Below are 14,705 nucleotides of genomic sequence, written 5' to 3'. Positions count from 1 at the left end.
TCGGTGTTTTCCGGGGTGGTTCGGCGGCCGGGGTTGACCCTGACACCGTGGGAGGCCGTGGAGTGGAGGCACCATGTTGAACATCGGAGACTTCGCCAGCCACGGCCGGGTGTCGGTGCGGATGCTGCGCCACTACGACGCGATCGGCCTGTTGCGGCCCGCCCGGGTGGACCCGGTCAGCGGGTACCGCTCGTACGAGGCGGGCCAACTCGCCCGGCTCAACCGGGTGATCGCGCTCAAGGAGCTCGGCTTCACGCTGCAGCAGGTGCGGGCCGTCCTCGACGAGGAGGTCGACGCGGCCGCCCTGCGCGGGATGCTGCGGCTGCGGCGGGCCCAGCTCGCCGAGGCGATCGCGGCGGACGAGCAGCGGCTGGCCCGGGTGGAGGCGAGGCTCCGGACGATCGAGAGCGAGGGGACCATGTCCCAGCACGATGTCGTGGTGAAGTCCGTGCCGTCCGTCCGGGTGGCCCAACTGACCGGCGTGGCGGCGAGTTACGCGCCCGAGGACATCGGGCCGGTGATCGGCCCGCTGTTCGCCGAACTGTGCCGCCGACTGGCCGGGGCGGGGATCGCGGAGACCGGCCCGGCCGTCGCCCGCTACGAGGACTCGCCGGAGGGCGACGGCTCGGTGCTGATCCGGGTCGCCGTCCCGATCGGCCCCTCGGTGCGCCCCGGCCGGGCCGACGTCGAGGTGCTCGACCTGCCGCCGATCGAGCAGGCCGCCTCCATCGTGCACCGCGGCTCGATGGACGACTCGGTCGGCAGCTTCCAGGCGCTGGCCCGCTTCATCGAGGAGAGCGGCCACCGCTCGGCCGGCTACGCCCGCGAGCTCTACCTGGAGTGCCCGGACGACCCCTCGCAGTGGGTGGTGGAGCTCCAGGAGCCGGTGGTCCGCCGGTAGGGTGCGCGGTTGCCCTCGACCAGGTCGAGGGCCCTAGCGTCGCCCGGCATGACCACTGCCGCCCTCACCCCGCCGCCACCTGCCGCGCTCCCCGGGTCGTACCTGCTCTGGCTGGCCGGTGCCCAGGCCGGGCTGCTGGGCGACGCCGCGCTGTACTTCGCCCTCGGCTGGGCCGCCTCCGCGCACGGCGGCGGGGCGGCCGGGCTCGTCCTGACGGCGATCACCGTGCCGCGAACGGCCCTGGTCCTGCTGGGCGGTGCGGTCGCGGACCGGTTCGGGGCCCGCCGGGTGATGCTCGCCGCGGACGCCGTGATGCTGGTGGCGACCCTCGCCCTGGCGCTCGTGGCGGGCGGCCCGGGGACGCCGCTGTGGCTGCTGGTCACGGCGGCCGTCGTGATCGGAACCGTCGACGCGTTCCACCTCCCGGCGAGCGGGTCGATGCCGCGCCGGCTGGTGCCTGCCCCCGGCCTGGCCCGTGCGCTCGCGCTGCGCCAGGCCGGCGGGCAGAGCGCGGTGCTGCTCGGGGCGCCGCTGGGCGGTCTGCTGGTCGCCGGCGGCGGGCTGTCCGGTGCGGCGGTGGCCGACGCGGTGAGCTTCGGGATCGTCCTGCTGGTCCTGCTGCGGGTCCGGCCCCGGGAGGCCGCGTCGTCCGCGGACCGGACCGCCGCGTCGCGCGGCGTGCTGCGGGAGGCCGCGTCCGGTGTCCGGCTCGCCCTGGGCGATCCGCTGCTGCGGGCCGCGCTGCTGCTCACCGGCGCGGCCGCCGGGGCGCTGTTGCCGGTGGTGTCGCTCCTCGGCCCGCTGCTCGCCCGGGCGCACGGCTGGACGGCGGGTACGGCCGGACTGGTGAGCGCAGGGCAGGCGGCCGGGGTGCTCGCGGTGGCCGCCCTGGTCGCCTGGCGGGGCGGGCTGCCCCGGGCCGGCGTCGGGGCGGCGGCCGGGCTCTGTACGGCGTCGGCGGGGATCGCGCTGCTGGCCCTGGCCGCGGGGCCGGTGCCGGCGGTGGCCGGCAGCGCGGTGGCGGGCGTCGGCTCGGGGCTCTTCGCCTGCCACCTCGGACCGCTGGTGCTGACGGGGGCCCCGTCCAGCCACCTCTCCCGTGTCCAAGCGCTGCTGACGCTCGTACAGAGCGTGGCCCTGGTGGTCTCGAACGCCCTGCTGGGCCTGCTCGCCGACGCGACCGGCGCCGCCCTGCCCACTCTCCTCTGCGCCCTCGCCACCGCCGCCGCGGGCCTCACCGCCCTGGCCACCCCCACCCTCCGCCGGGCCTGAACCGGGACCTGAACCGGGGCGCCCACCGGCCTCTCGCCCCACCCGGGGGCCTACCCGCTTCCCCACCCGTCCCTCCTCCCACCCGGGGCCCACTTGCCCGGCCCCCGCCGTCCGGGCAGAGTGCGGAGGTGGAGGCGGTCGGGCGGTGAGCGGAGGCGGCGATGGGTGATCTGACGGACCGACTGGCGCAGGGCCTCCCGGCCGGGGCCGTGGTGGTGGATCCCGATGTGACCGCCGCGTACAGCCGTGACATGGCGGGGTTCTGCGCGGCCGGTGTGCCCGCCGTGGTGGTGTTCCCGGAGACGGTCGAGCAGGTGCAGCACGTGATGCGCACCGCGACCGAGCTGCGCGTGCCGGTGGTGCCGCAGGGTGCCCGGACGGGGCTGTCGGGTGCGGCGAACGCGGTGGACAGCTGCGTCGTGCTGTCGCTGCTGAAGCTGAACCGGATCCTGGAGATCGACCCGGTGAACCGGATCGCGGTCGTCGAGCCCGGCGTGGTGAACGCCGAACTCTCGCATGCCGCCGAGGAGTTGGGGCTGTCGTACCCGCCGGACCCGTCCAGCTGGGAGTCCTGCACGATCGGCGGCAACATCGGCACCGGTGCGGGCGGGCTCTGCTGCGTGAAGTACGGCGTCACCAGCGAGTACGTGCTCGGCCTGGACGTGGTGCTGGCGGACGGGCGGCTGCTGTCGACCGGCCGCAGGACGGCCAAGGGCGTGGCCGGGTACGACCTGACCCGGTTGTTCGTCGGTTCGGAGGGGACGCTCGGCGTGGTGGTCCGGGCGGTCCTGGCGCTGCGGCCCGCGCCGGCTCCGCAGCTGGCGCTGGCGGCGGAGTTCCCGAGTGCGGACGCGGCGGGTGCGGCGGTCTGCGAGGTGATGGCGCGCGGTCTGACCCCGTCGTTGATGGAGCTGATGGACGCGGTCGCGGTGCGGGCGGTCAACGAGATGGGGCAGATGGGACTGCCGGAGTCCACTCAGGCGTTGCTGCTGGTGGCCTTCGACGGGCCGGACCGGGTGGCCGAGTTGGCGCGGGTCGCGCGGTTGTGCCGGGACGCCGGGGCGACCGAGGTGGTGCCGGCCGAGGACCAGGCGGAGTCCGATCTGCTGTTGGCGGCCCGGCGGATGGCGCTGCCGGCGCTGGATCGGCTGGGTACCACGATGATCGACGACGTGGCGGTGCCGCGTTCCCGGCTGGCCGAGATGCTGAACGGTGTCGCGGTGATCGCCGAGCGGCACGGGCTGACCATCGGGGTGGTCAGCCATGCCGGGGACGGCAACACCCACCCGATCGTGATCTTCGATGCCGCGGACGAGCAGCAGACCGTCCGCGCCCAGCGCTCCTTCGACGAGATCATGGCGCTCGGCCTTGAGCTGGGCGGCACGATCACCGGGGAGCACGGGGTGGGGTTGCTCAAGCGGGATTGGCTGGCCCGCGAGTTGGGCCCGGTGGGGTTGGAGCTGCAGCGGCAGGTGAAGGCGGTCTTCGATCCGCTGGGCATCCTCAACCCGGGCAAGATGGTCTGACTTTCGACTTTTCGACAGGGCGCATCGACGGCTTCCCCATGCCCGTTTACGCGCCGAATCGATGTGACTTTCGGATGGTCTGGGAATGGCCGAAAAAGTCGACTTGGAAGGGTGGGCGAACCTTTCGGGGGCGTGTCCGTGGTTCGTCTGCGCCGGGGTGGTGCAACCGGTGGTTCGTCTGACGCCGAGACGCCGTTTCCCAAGGCCTGACGAGTGGCGTCCGTTCGAGTGAAAACCCCAGCTCACGGATGGTGTGTCGGCGCGCTTTCCGTTTTCCCTGCCGTTATGCGCGGCCTCGGTGGATATCACGCTAACGGGCGAAAACTGCCCTGTCGGCTAGTGCTTTGTCGATTTGTTGCGGAAGTCTTGCTTCCGGCGTCGCAGCCCGCAGGTGTTCGTCTGGCCGGCGAACCTTGCACACCATGCTCGACCAATGCACGATTAGCAGCTTCTTGGAGGTTTTCATGGCTCGCATCCACACCCGTCGGGTGGCCGGACTCCTGCTCGCCGGCCCGCTCGCGGCCGGTCTGCTGCTGGCGGGCGCCGGTGCCGCCGTCGCCGACAACGGCGCGGGCGCTGCGACCGGATCCAACGCCGGTGTGGTGTCCAACGTCGGTACCGGCAACGTGTTCGGCGGGGTCGACGGCAACTACGTCTCCACCCAGCAGACGGCCACCGGTTCCGGTGCCTCGAACCAGAGCAACACCCTTGCGGCGAAGGACAACTCGGGCGCCATCCTGGCCGGCCAGGGCAACAAGGACGTCAACGTCATCTTCGCCCCGATCTTCGGCTGACCAGGCCGAGCGGCCGTGTGATCGCGTGACCGTACCGGGCACCACGGAAGGCGGGGGCGCCGGAGGTGGGTGTCCGCGGGCGGGCCGAGCATCAGCGGCCGGGTCCGGACCGGACCGGAAGGAGCGGACCGGAAGAAACGGAACAGCAGGAACAGCAGGAACAACCCGAACAACCGGAACAACCGGAACAACCAGAGGGATCCGCGCATCACAGAGGGAACAGCGCATCGACCGGCCAGCGGAAAGGGTCACCGCGAAACCGGCCTCGTGGGCGGTGCCGCCATCGGCACCGCCCACGAGTGCGTCCGGACTCGTCCGGCACCGTCCGGCACCATCCCTACCGCCCCCGCCGACCGGCCGTGATCCGCCCACCCGAGGGCCCGCGCCCGGAGCCGTCGGCCCTCGGCGGTACGGTTGCGCTCCGACAGCGCATCACGTGCCCGGGCCCGGAAGGGCCGGTCCGGCCGGGGTGGCGACCGCGGCAATCGGAAGGAAGGGTGCGCGATGGCGGCGGAGGAGGAGGGCCTGACCGGTCCGGACGAGGCCAGGCCTGCACCGGAGCCCGAGGCGGAGACGCGCCCGGAGCCGGCGGTCGAGCCGGCCTGTGAGCGCCGGCCCGAGCCCAGGTCCGTTCCCGAACTGCTGCTCGGCCGTCCGCCCATGGCCCGCCCGCTGCCGTCCTTCGACCACGAGGCCGCGCCCGCCGAGCCCGGCCCGCTGTTCGTGGACTGGCTCGCCACCGCTCTGGACGCCGGGGTGCTGGACCCGCAGGCGTTCACCCTCTCCACCGTCGACGCGGACGGCATGCCGGACGCCCGGGTGCTGGTGCTGCGCGACGTCGACGCGGCCGGTACCGGCTGGAACTTCTCCGCCGCCGCCGACAGCCCGAAGGGCCGTCAGCTCGCCGACCACCCGGCCGCCGCGCTGAGCGTCTACTGGCCGCAGCTGGGCCGCCAGGTGCGGGTGCGCGGCACCGTCGAGCGGGCCGCCGACGTGGTGGCCGCCGCCGAGTTCGCCACCCGTACGCCCGCGGCCCGGGTCGGCGCGTTGGTCGGGCGGCAGAGCGAGCCGCTGGCCTCGCCGGCCGAGTACGACGAGGCGGTGGCGGTCGCCCGTCGCCGCCTGGAGGCGCACCCGGACGCGGTCGCGCCCGGGCACGCGGTCTACACCCTGTGGGCGCACGAGGTGGAGTTCTGGCAGGGCGACGCCCAGCGTCGGCACGTCCGGCTGCGCTACACCCGCACCGGCCCGGTCAGCTCCCCGGAGTGGTCACGCACCCTGCTCTGGCCGTAACGCATCGCTGACCGGCGGGCGGGGGGCGGCGGGCGGCGGGCGCCCGGCCTACCGGCGCCCGGTCAGCGTGGCACCCACGCTGGCCGCCACCACGCACCCGATCCCGGCCAGCTGCGGCACGCCCAGCAGCTGGCCCAGCACCACCAGGCCGACCAGCGCGCTGACCGCCGGCTCCAGGCTGACCAGCACGCTGAACACCCGCTGCGGCATCCGGCGCAGCGCGGTCATCTCCAGCGCGTACGGGATCACCGGCAGCAGCAGCGACACCCCGGCCACCGAGGCGAGCAGCACCAGCGGCGAGGCGTCGGGCGCGGCCAGTCCGTGCCAGGCCTCGCCGAGCCCGAACGGGGCCAGCGTCAGCGCGCCGACCGTCATCGACACCGCCAGGCCCTGGAACCCCTGGAAGGCGGCGCCGACCTTGTCGGTGAACAGGATGTACAGCGCGTAGCAGGCGGCCGCCCCGAAGGCGTAGAGCAGGCCGACCGGATCGAGCGAGCCGCCGCCGTCGCCCTCGCCGAGCAGCGTCAGCAGCACCACGCCGGCGGCCGCGAGCAGGGCCCAGAGCAGGTGGCTGGCGCGCCGGGCGAAGACCAGGGCGACCGCGAGCGGGCCGAGGAACTCGATGGTCGCGGCGGTGCCCATCGGCAGCCGGTCGATCGCCCCGGCGAACAGGAAGGTCATTCCGGCCGAGGCCATGCCGAGCAGCGCCGCCGCGGCGAGGTCGCGCGGGCGCTTGTCGCGCAGCTTCGGGCGGGTGGCGGCGAGCAGGATGACGGCGGCGAAGCCGAGCCGCAGGAAGGTCGTGCCGCTGACCCCGAGCGGGCCGAAGAGCGGCTTGGACAGTGCGATGCCGGTCTGCACCAGGAACATCGCCGTCAGACAGAGAAGCGGCGCCGGGATCCTCCCCGGGCGCCGCAGGACCTTGCCGAGCCGGCCGGTGGAGCGGCCGGGGTGTACCTCGGGTGGTGCCTCGGGGCCGGAGGAGGCCCCGCCTCGTCGCCAGCCGCCCCGCTCGCCGGCAGGCTCGCCCTTGGGGGCGGGCGGCATGGCAAGGGCCTCGGCGACGGCGGCGGCCGACGACGAGGCGGCGGGGGTTTCGCTGGTATGGGAGGTGGGCATAGTGGCGAGTTTGCCGTAAGGAGTGATGAACGGGCAAGCTCGTTACAACTATCGGGACGGATGCGGACGGGTGCGCCCGAAAGGGTGGAGTCCGGCAGGGCCCGCGGCGTGGCTGGCGGATTCATCCGATGGTCCGTCAGTAACAAGTCCGGGTGCGCTATCTCCGCCCCGCGGCCCTCCTGGCCGCCTCCCTCGTGCTCCTGCTGGCCACCGACGGGACGGGCGTGAGCACCGGAGCCGCCGCCCCGGCCGCCGTCGCCGTCCCCCGGATCCGGGCCGTCGCCCTCCACGACCGGGCCGCCCCGCCCCGCATCCGCGACACCTGGAGCGGCCCCGCCTTCGACGTCTGCACGGCCCCGCCGCTCGACACCCTGCGGGCCTGGCACGGCACCTCCCCGTACGGGGCGGTCGGCATCTACACCAGCGGCTCCCAGCGCGGCTGCGGCCAGTCCCGGCTCACCGCCGAGTGGGTGCGCCAGGCGCGCGCGATGGGCTGGCGGTTCCTGCCGGTGCACGTCGGACTGCAGGCGCCGTGCGCCGACCCGAGCCGCAAGCCCAAGCGGATCGACCCGGCGAAGGCCGTGGAACAGGGCCGGGACGAGGCGGACGAGGCCGCCCGGGCGCTGCGCTCGCTCGGGTTCGGCGCGGGCAGCCCGGTCTACCTGGACATCGAGGCCTACCCGATGCACGATCCGGCCTGCGGCCAGGCCGTCGTCGAGTTCACCCTCGGGTGGACCCAGGCCCTGCACTCCGCCGGTTACCGCTCCGGCTTCTACTCCAGCCTCGAGTCCGGCATCGCCGACCTGGCCGCCGCCGCCCGGGCCGGCAGCTCCCCGGTGCCCGACGCGCTCTGGTACGCCCGCTGGGACGACCGCGCCGACACCGCCGGCTCCGGCGCCCTCGACCCCGACCTCTGGAACCTCCACCAGCGCGTCCACCAGCACCGCGGCAACGTCGCGGAGACCTACGGCGGCGCCGCCCTCACCATCGACCGCAACCAGGCGGACGGCCCCACGGCCGACTGAGGCCGCCGGTAGGGTGACCCCCGATCGAGCAGACGGGGGGCGCCATGTCGAACGACCAGGGGTACGGCGGAGCGAACGGACACGGGTACGGAGCCGCCGGCAGCCACGGCGCGCCGCCGCCGCAGAACCCGTACGCCCAGCCGGTCCCGCCGCAGTCGTACGCACCACCGGCCCCGCAGAACCCGTACGCCCAACCGGCCTCGCAGAACCCGTACGCACAGCCGGCCTCGCCACAGCCGTACACCGCCACCCAACACTCGCCCGCCACCCAACAGCCGTACCCCGCAGGCCAGTTCGCCGCACCGCCCGCGCCCGGCGGCTTCCCCGGCCCGGCGCCGCGCCGCAGCCGCCCCGCCGTGCTGCTCCAGTTCCTCCTCCAGTGGGTCTACGCCCCGCTCTGGATCCTCGGCCTGGTGCTCCTCTTCGCCGTCCTGATCCTCGCGGACTACAGCGGCGGCGGCCCCAGCTCCGACGGCTGGCTCAAGGTCCACCGCACCTTCCTCCCGCCGCGCCGCCTGCGGGCCGAGCTCACCGGCCGCCCGGAGGACTGGGAGCGCTACGTCACCCCGATCCTGCGGCGCCGCATCGAGGCCGCCGAGGCCTCGCACGCGGCCGGCGGCGGCGAGGTGCAGGCCGACCTCGGCCGGGAGGTGTCGGTCGGGCTCGCCGTGCGCCTCTACCGCGGCCTCGGCGCGGACGGGGTGGTCCGGCTCGCCGAACGGTACGGCTGGCAGGGGGTGCCGTCCGGCAGCGACGCCGAGCACGTCCGGCTGGTCCGCCGCTTCCCCGCCCCGACCGGCCTCGCCGCCCCCTCCCCGCAGGACCCGCCCGCCGCCCCCGGTACCCCGTGGGGCCCGCAGCCGACCCGCTCGGCGCTGCTGCTGCCCTTCGTCTTCCTGTTCCAGATCCTCTACGTCCCGGTGTACGGCCTGCTCACCTTCTGGGTGAGCCGCCCCGAGCCGGACTACTGGGAGCGCTGGGGCGCCCGCTGGACGGTGGGCCCCCGCGCCTTCCGGGCAGAGTTCACCGGCAGCCCCGCGGCCTGGGAGCGCCACATCCGCCGGATCCTCGCGCGCGACACCGCCCGCAAGGACGGCAGCCACCGCCCGCCCACCGCCCCCGGCGGCACCCACCCGCGCCGCATCCGGCTCAACCGCGCCACCTACCGCGGCGCCGGCGCCCACCAGGCCCTGCGCATCGCCGCCGAACAGGGCTGGGCCCTCGACCCCGCCTACACCCCGGACCCGGTCAACTCCCTCCGCCTCTGCCGCCACGAGAAGGGCTGACGGTCCGTCCGACGGCTCGTCCGGCCAGGTGGTCGGCCGGTGGACGGCCGGGCCGTGATCCGTGCAACGGTGCCGGGATGCTGACAGCGGGTGGCGCGGGACGGCAAAATCGGGCAGGTCCGCGCGCATTACCGCCCGGTAGGTGCCGCAGGCGCAGCCCCCAGTGCCGCCAGGTCAAGGAGGACCCGTGTTCAGCACGATGCAGGACGTACCGCTCACCGTCGCCCGAATCCTGGAGCACGGGTCCACGATCCACGCCCGCTCGACCGTGACCACCTGGGACGGCACCGGGCCGGTCGTGCGCACCTACGCCGAGGTCGGCGCCCGCGCGGCGCAGCTCGCCTGCGCGCTGCGCGACGAGCTCGGGGTGACCGGGGACGACCGGGTCGCCACCCTGATGTGGAACAACGCCGAGCACCTGGAGGCGTACCTCGCCGTCCCCGCGATGGGGGCCGTGCTGCACACGCTCAACCTGCGACTGCCCGGGCAGCAGCTGTCGTTCATCGTCAACCACGCCGCCGACCGCGTGATCATCGTCAACGGCACGGTCCTTCCGCTGCTCGCCGCCGTCCTGGCGGACCTCGCGCCCACGCTCAAGCACATCGTGGTGAGCGGCCCCGGCGACCGCTCGCTGCTGGCGGGCTTCGCGGGCGGCGTGCACGACTACGAGGAGCTGATCGCGGGCCGGCCCACCAGGTTCCCGTGGCGGGGCGACATCGACGAGCGCGAGGCCGCCGTGCTCTGCTACACCTCCGGCACCACCGGCGACCCGAAGGGCGTGCTCTACAGCCACCGCTCGGTCTACCTGCACTGCCTGCAGGTCAACACCGGCGACAACTTCGCCTTCACCCCGCGCGACACCGCGCTGCCGGTGGTCCCGATGTTCCACGTGAACGCCTGGGGCATCCCGCACGCCGCCTTCATGTCCGGCGCCAACCTGCTGATGCCGGATCGTTTCCTCCAGTCCAAGCCGATGGCCGAGATGATCGCCGCCGTCCGCCCGACCGTCAGCGCCGCCGTCCCCACCATCTGGAGCGGCCTGCTGGACGAGCTCGACGCGGGCGACTACGACACCTCCAGCCTGCGCATGGTGGTCATCGGCGGCAGCGCCTGCCCGCCGTCGCTGATGAAGGGCTTCGACGAGCGCCACGGCATCCGGGTGATCCACGCCTGGGGCATGACCGAGACCTCCCCGCTCGGCTCCTTCGCCCAGCCGCCCGGCGGCCTGACCCCGGAGGAGGAGTGGCCGTACCGGGTCACCCAGGGCATCTTCCCGGCCTCCGTCGAGGCCCGGCTGATCGGCCCGGGCGGCGAGCGGATGCCGCACGACGGCGTCGCGGCGGGCGAGCTGGAGGTGCGCGGCCCGTGGATCGCCGGCGCCTACTACGGCGGGGCCGGGCAGGACCCGGTCCGCCCGGACGACAAGTTCTCCGAGGACGGCTGGCTGCGCACCGGTGACGTCGGCACCATCACCGCGGACGGCTACCTGACCCTCACCGACCGGGCCAAGGACGTCATCAAGTCCGGCGGCGAGTGGATCTCCTCGGTCGAGCTGGAGAACGAGCTGATGGCCCACCCCGAGGTGGCCGAGGCCGCCGTGGTCGCCGTACCGGACGAGAAGTGGGGCGAGCGTCCGCTGGCCACCGTGGTGCTGCGCCCGGGCGCGACCGTCGGGCTGAAGGAACTGCGGGCCTTCCTGGCCGGGCGGATCGCCTCCTGGCAGCTGCCGGAGCGCTGGTCGATCGTGGAGTCGGTGCCGAAGACCTCGGTCGGCAAGTTCGACAAGAAGGTGATCCGCGCCAGCTACGCGGCGGACGAGCTGGACGTCACGGTGCTCGGCAAGGAGTAGCCGCAGGGACGGAACGCGGCCGGTCGCCCCCGATCCGTACGGGGGCGACCGGCCGCTGCCTTGTCCGGTGGCGCGGTCAGCCCGCGGCGGCGACGCCCGCCTCGCCCATCGCGCCGATCCGTCCGAGCAGGTCCACGATCCGGCTCTGGACGTCCTCGCTGGTGGAGCGCTCGGCCAGGAACAGCACCGTCTCGCCGGTGCGCAGCCGGGGCAGCTCGCGCGGGTCGAGGTCCACCGAGGTGTAGACCACCAGCGGGGTGCGGTGCAGCCGGTCGTTGGCGCGCAGCCAGTCCAGCAGGCCGACCCGGCGGCGGCGGATCTGCAGCAGGTCCATCACCACCAGGTTGGGCTGCACGCTGCTGGCCCGGGCCACGGCGTCGTTCTCGTCCACCGCGTGCTCGACGTGCATGCCGCGCCGCTCCAGGCTGCTGATCATGGCGGCGGCGATGTCCGGGTCGCTCTCGACCAGCAGGACGCGCGGGGCGTGGTGCTCGCCGTCGCGCGGCGCGAGGGCGCGCAGCAGGACGGCCGGGTCGGCGCCGTACGCGGCGTCCCGGGTGGCCTGGCCGAGACCGGCGGTGACCAGCACCGGGACGCGGCGGTTGAGCGCCGCGGTGCGCAGCGACTGCAGCGCGGTGCGGGTGATCGGGCCGGTCAGCGGGTCGACGAAGAGGGCGGCGGGGAAGCCGGAGACCTGGGCGTCCACCTCCTCGCGGGAGCTGACGATCACCGGCAGGTAGCCGCGCGCCTGGAGGGCCTGCTTGGTGGCCGGGTCGGGCTCCGGCCAGACCAGCAGCCGACGGGTGTTGGCCAGCTCGCCACCGGTGGGCGACGCCTGCTCGGCGAAGGGCTGGGCATCGGCGGGCCGCTCCTCGGCGGCCGGGAGCTCGGCCATCGGGCGCGGCGCGGTCCGGGCCTCGGCCGGTACGGGCGGCTGCGGCGGGACGGCGGGCACCGGCGCGGTGCCGAGCGGGCGCGGCGGGGCGAGTTCGCCCAGGCCGGTGCCGACCGGGCGCGGGCCCGACGGCTCCTCGGCGGCGGCAGGCAGCGCGGGCCGGGCGGTCGCCAGCGCGGTGCCGGGCGCACCCGACTCCTGGCCGGACGGACCGTGGGCGCCCACCGGCGCGTCCGGGCCGGGCCCCGGCGGGACGGCCAGCCGGCGGCGGCGCCCGGTCGGCGCGGCGGCCGGTTCGGGCAGCGCGGGCGCGGGGCCGGCCGGCAGGGCGTGCTCCAGGCCGGGGTACACCGGGGCCTCGGGCATCCCGGGCAGGGCGAAGCCGCCGGAGGAGTCCTCGGCGGCGGGCAGGGCGCGGCGCCGACGCGGCTTGGGCTCGCCCGGGGCCTCCTCCGGGGCGGCCTCGGCGGTCGGGGTGCCGCCCGGCGGGGTGCCCTCGGCGGGGGCGGAGGTGGGGTCCGGCGTGGGGCCCGGGCCGAGCGCGAGCGGCTCACGGCCGCCGTTTCGGTTCTGCTGGGCCCGCTCGCCCTCGACGGGCACGGCGTAGGCGGGGCCGGAGCGGCCGTCGTCCTTGCCCCACGGGTCGCTCTGCACGCCGTTCGGGCCGGCCATGCCCTGGCGGCCGTACGCGGGGTCGTTGCCGGTGCCGTTCCACTGCTCGGGGACGGCCCGCTCGACCCGGGCGGGGGCGTTCGGCCACTGGTCGGCGGGGGCCTCGGGTGCGGTGGGCTCCGGAGCCTCGGCGGCCGGCCGGCCACGGCGGCCGCGCCGCTCGGCGGCGGGCGGCTCCTCGGCGGGAGCCCGGTCCGGCTCCGCGGCCTCCCGGCCCGGCTGCTCGCCGACCGGCACGGTCGGGGCGGTCGGGTCGGCCGCTGCGGCCGGGGCCGGCTCGGAGGGCTCGCCGCTGCTGGGAAGCTGGGGGATGCCCGGGAGTTCGGGCAGGACGGCGCTGTCGGTCTCCTTGGGCCGGTCGGAGCGGCCTTCGGCGGAGGCGCGCTCGGCGGCGGCCTTCGCGGCGGCCGGGTCCAGCGGCAGCTCGACGACGTACGTGGTGCCGGCCTTGCCGGGCAGCTCGTGCGGCTGGAGCACGCCACCGTGCCGCTCGACCACCGCGCGGGCTATCGGCAGGTGGACGGGGCTGCCGCCGACGCCGGGGCCGCGGATCTCGACCCGGGCGACCTCGCCGCGCTGGGCGGCGGCCAGGACGACGGTCGGCAGCTCGGTGGCCGGCGGCAGCGCGGGCGCCGAGCCGCCGCCCAGCCCGGGCACGGCCAGTCCGGGGGAGGGGGTGGCGGGGGCGTCCAGCGCGAAGCCGGTGCCGCTGACGTCGGCGACCAGGTGGGCCAGCGCCTGGGCGAGCCGCCGCTCGTCGGCGATCACCTCGACCGCGGCGGCGTGCACCGAGAAGCGCACCCGGCCCGGGCCGACCAGCTCGCCGGCCTCCTCGACGGCCCGCCGGACCACCGTGTCCAGCGAGACCGGCACCCGCGGCGCGCTCTTCCGACGGTCCTTGCCGTCCTTGTCCTTGCTCTCCGTGGCGTCCTTGGCGTCCTTGCCGTCCTCGGCCTCGGCCGCGCCGCTCTCGCCGGCCTCGTACCGCTGGTGGTCGAGGACTCCGTCGATCAGCTTCCCGAAGCGGCGGCACTCGGCGGCGAGCCGGCGCAGCGTCCAGTTGGCCTCCGGCCAGAGCTGCCCGGCGGGGTCGGCGGCGAGCGCGTCCAGCCGCTGGTTCAGCGCGTTCAGCGCGCCGCCCAGCTCGCTCTCCAGGACGGCGGTGAGGTGCTCGTTGCGGGCGACCAGGGCGAGTTCGCGGCTGCGGTCGGTGAAGGTCATCACCGCGCCGACCAGCTGGTCGCCGTCCCGCACCGGGGCGGTGGTGAGGTCGACGGTGACCGGTCGGCCGTCCTTGCGCCACAGCACGGTGCCGCGCACCCGGTGCTTGCGCCCGGAGGTCAGGGTGTCCAGCAGCGCGGACTCCTCCAGCGCCAGCGGGGTGCCGTCGGCCCGGGAGTGCTGGATCAGCGGGTGCAGCTCGCGTCCGCCCAGCTCGCTCGCCCGGTACTCCAGGATGTGCGCGGCAGCCGGGTTGACCAGCACGCAGCGGCCTTCGAGGTCGACCCCGAGCACGCCCTCGGCGGCGGCGCGCAGGATCATCTCGGTCTGCTTGTGCTGGCGGCGCAGCTCGGCCTCGACGCCGAGCCGGCCGGACAGGTCGCGGACCAGCAGCAGGAGCAGGTCGGAGGAGGACGGCGAGCGCGAGCCCTCGCGGTACGGGTCGTACGGGACGAGCGGGGAGAGCGCGTAGCCGCGGCTGTCGCCGCCGTCGTCGGCGAAGTCGTTGCCGGAGACCTCGACGGGGAAGGTGGTGCCGTCGGTGCGGTGGGCGGTCATCCGGACCGGACGGTCGAGGGCGTCGCCGTCCCGGGTGGCCGGGCGCATCGAGCCCGGGATCCGGCTGGGGTCGAACTCGGGGAGCAGGCCCAGCACGCCCATGCCGACCAGCGAGGTGCCCGGCGCCTGCAGCGCCTGGACCGCCGCGCTGTTGGCGTCCACGACGGTGCCGTTGCTGTTCACCAGCAACAACGCGTCGGGCAGGGCGTCGAGTATGGCGTCGAGGCGAGCAGCGCCTCGGATCGGCCTGCTGCTCACGTCGACAGGTCTCCTCGGCTCGGGGCAGCTCCTCCG

General features: G+C 75.3%; 10 protein-coding genes. 8 read left to right on the top strand and 2 right to left on the bottom strand.

The window, feature by feature from the left end; genetic code table 11:
• The first annotated feature begins 73 nt into the window (after positions 1–73).
• The 5 genes from OP86_RS22260 to OP86_RS22240 all read left to right on the top strand — a co-directional run bounded on the left by OP86_RS22260 (position 74) and on the right by OP86_RS22240 (position 5,786).
• Positions 74–901, top strand: coding sequence for a MerR family transcriptional regulator (locus tag OP86_RS22260; RefSeq protein WP_030061482.1), 828 nt, complete (start codon positions 74–76; stop codon positions 899–901).
• A 48-nt stretch (positions 902–949) separates the two neighbouring features.
• Complete coding sequence (locus OP86_RS22255; protein ID WP_051830413.1) at positions 950–2,173, top strand: MFS transporter; 1,224 nt, start codon at positions 950–952, stop codon at positions 2,171–2,173.
• A 161-nt stretch (positions 2,174–2,334) separates the two neighbouring features.
• Positions 2,335–3,699, top strand: a complete 1,365-nt coding sequence (locus OP86_RS22250; RefSeq protein ID WP_030061479.1) for an FAD-binding oxidoreductase — start codon at positions 2,335–2,337, stop codon at positions 3,697–3,699.
• 464 nt (positions 3,700–4,163) lie between these two features.
• On the top strand, positions 4,164–4,493 hold the full coding sequence (locus OP86_RS22245; protein WP_030061478.1) for a hypothetical protein: 330 nt from the start codon (positions 4,164–4,166) through the stop codon (positions 4,491–4,493).
• A 504-nt stretch (positions 4,494–4,997) separates the two neighbouring features.
• A complete protein-coding gene (locus tag OP86_RS22240) occupies positions 4,998–5,786 on the top strand; it encodes a pyridoxal 5'-phosphate synthase (protein ID WP_234434807.1) in 789 nt (262 codons plus the stop codon).
• 48 nt (positions 5,787–5,834) lie between these two features.
• Here the strand turns inward: OP86_RS22240 and OP86_RS22235 are convergent, their stop codons facing one another.
• Positions 5,835–6,905, bottom strand: a complete 1,071-nt coding sequence (locus tag OP86_RS22235; protein ID WP_245231821.1) for an EamA family transporter — start codon at positions 6,903–6,905, stop codon at positions 5,835–5,837.
• A gap of 152 nt (positions 6,906–7,057) precedes the next feature.
• On the opposite strand from OP86_RS22235, the gene OP86_RS22230 reads away from it, so the two are divergent.
• From OP86_RS22230 to OP86_RS22220, 3 genes are all read left to right on the top strand, one after another.
• Positions 7,058–7,930: a DUF1906 domain-containing protein gene (locus OP86_RS22230; RefSeq protein ID WP_051830412.1), complete on the top strand. Its 873-nt coding sequence runs from the start codon at positions 7,058–7,060 to the stop codon at positions 7,928–7,930.
• Positions 7,931–7,974: 44 nt separating this feature from the next.
• A complete protein-coding gene (locus OP86_RS22225; protein ID WP_030255909.1) occupies positions 7,975–9,216 on the top strand; it encodes a hypothetical protein in 1,242 nt (413 codons plus the stop codon).
• A gap of 187 nt (positions 9,217–9,403) precedes the next feature.
• A complete protein-coding gene (locus OP86_RS22220) occupies positions 9,404–11,065 on the top strand; it encodes a long-chain fatty acid--CoA ligase (RefSeq protein WP_030061466.1) in 1,662 nt (553 codons plus the stop codon).
• Between the two features lie 76 nt (positions 11,066–11,141).
• Here OP86_RS22220 and OP86_RS22215 read toward each other — a convergent pair whose 3' ends face one another.
• Positions 11,142–14,669, bottom strand: coding sequence for a hybrid sensor histidine kinase/response regulator (locus tag OP86_RS22215; protein WP_051830411.1), 3,528 nt, complete (start codon positions 14,667–14,669; stop codon positions 11,142–11,144).
• Positions 14,670–14,705: the final 36 nt, after the last annotated feature.

It is taken from the genome of Streptomyces novaecaesareae (genome assembly GCF_000716875.1).
GTDB lineage: Bacteria > Actinomycetota > Actinomycetes > Streptomycetales > Streptomycetaceae > Kitasatospora > Kitasatospora novaecaesareae.
Note: the sequence above shows the minus strand (reverse complement) of the source record. Positions and strands in the feature narration are given on the sequence as shown.

Coding starts and splice junctions, on each gene's coding strand:
- OP86_RS22250 (WP_030061479.1), top strand. CDS start 2,335: ATGGGTGATCTGACGGACCGACTGGCGCAGGGCCTCCCGGCCGGGGCC.
- OP86_RS22225 (WP_030255909.1), top strand. CDS start 7,975: ATGTCGAACGACCAGGGGTACGGCGGAGCGAACGGACACGGGTACGGA.
- OP86_RS22260 (WP_030061482.1), top strand. CDS start 74: ATGTTGAACATCGGAGACTTCGCCAGCCACGGCCGGGTGTCGGTGCGG.
- OP86_RS22255 (WP_051830413.1), top strand. CDS start 950: ATGACCACTGCCGCCCTCACCCCGCCGCCACCTGCCGCGCTCCCCGGG.
- OP86_RS22245 (WP_030061478.1), top strand. CDS start 4,164: ATGGCTCGCATCCACACCCGTCGGGTGGCCGGACTCCTGCTCGCCGGC.
- OP86_RS22240 (WP_234434807.1), top strand. CDS start 4,998: ATGGCGGCGGAGGAGGAGGGCCTGACCGGTCCGGACGAGGCCAGGCCT.
- OP86_RS22235 (WP_245231821.1), bottom strand. CDS start 6,905: ATGCCCACCTCCCATACCAGCGAAACCCCCGCCGCCTCGTCGTCGGCC.